This is a genomic window from Anaeromyxobacter sp. PSR-1, assembly GCF_000964525.1.
Classification (GTDB): Bacteria; Myxococcota; Myxococcia; order Myxococcales; family Anaeromyxobacteraceae; genus Anaeromyxobacter.
This window is the reverse complement of sequence record NZ_BAZG01000344.1, coordinates 1-1068: the sequence shown is the minus strand read 5'-3', so window position 1 is coordinate 1068 and position 1068 is coordinate 1. Positions and strand designations below refer to the sequence as shown.

The 1068-nt window shown below is 74.3% G+C and carries 1 protein-coding gene; it reads right to left on the bottom strand.

Annotation, left to right across the window (positions count from 1 at the left end):
* Nucleotides 1-135: 135 nt before the first annotated feature.
* Nucleotides 136-1068 (bottom strand): beta-ketoacyl-ACP synthase II (gene fabF / locus PSR1_RS23240; RefSeq protein ID WP_059439638.1); only part of this gene is annotated, 933 nt, incomplete at its 5' end.

Genomic DNA, 1068 nt, shown 5'->3' with positions numbered 1-1068 from the left:
GCCGCGCCGGCCGCCCGGGGCCGCCTCGCCCGTCCGGGCGAGGCGCCGGCGCCCGCCTGGCGGCTCCCCGGAACGCGAGAGGCGCCGACCCCGCGCGGCGGGGCGGCGCCTCGGGGCGTCGCGGCCGGCGGGCCGCTACACGCGCTTGAACAGCACCACGGCGTTCGTGCCGCCGAACCCGAAGGAGTTCGAGACGGCCACGTCCACGCGCACCTCGCGCGCCGTGTTCGGGATCACGTCGAGATCGCACTCCGGGTCCTGCTCGTCGACGTTGATGGTCGGCGGCAGCACGCCGCGCGAGATGGCGAGGACCGTCACCACCGCCTCGAGCCCGCCCGCGCCGCCGAGCAGGTGGCCGGTCATGGACTTGGTGGAGGAGACCATCAGCCCCTGCTTCGCGTGCTCCCCGAAGACGCGCTTGATGCCCTGGCACTCGGCCACGTCGCCGACCGGCGTCGAGGTGCCGTGCGTGTTCACGTAGCCGACCTGCTCGGGCGCGACGCCCGCGTCCTGCAGCGCCATGCGGACCGCGCGCGCGCCGCCCTCGCCGCCCTCGGCCGGCGCGGTGATGTGGTACGCGTCGGCGCTGGCGCCGTAGCCGGCCAGCTCCGCGTAGATCCGCGCGCCGCGCTTGCGGGCGTGCTCGTACTCCTCGAGCACCAGCAGGCCGGCGCCCTCGCCGGCCACGAAGCCGTCGCGCCCCTTGTCGAACGGGCGGCTCGCCTTCTCCGGCGCGTCGTTGCGCTCCGAGAGCGCGCGGGCCGCGCAGAAGCCGCCGATGCCGAGCGGCGTGATGGTGGCCTCGCAGCCGCCCGCGATGATGACGTCGGCGAGGCCGCGCTCGATGTAGAGCATGGCGTCGCCGATGGAGTGGTTGCCGGTGGCGCAGGCCGACACCGGGGAGAAGTTGGGGCCCTGCATCCCGTACTTCATGCTGATCTGGCCCGGGGCCAGGTTGATGATGAGCGACGGGATGAAGAACGGGCCGATCTTGCGGACGCCCTTCTCCAGCAGCGTCTTGTGCTCGTCCTCGATGGTGCCGAGGCCCCCGATGCCGGCGCCGACGAT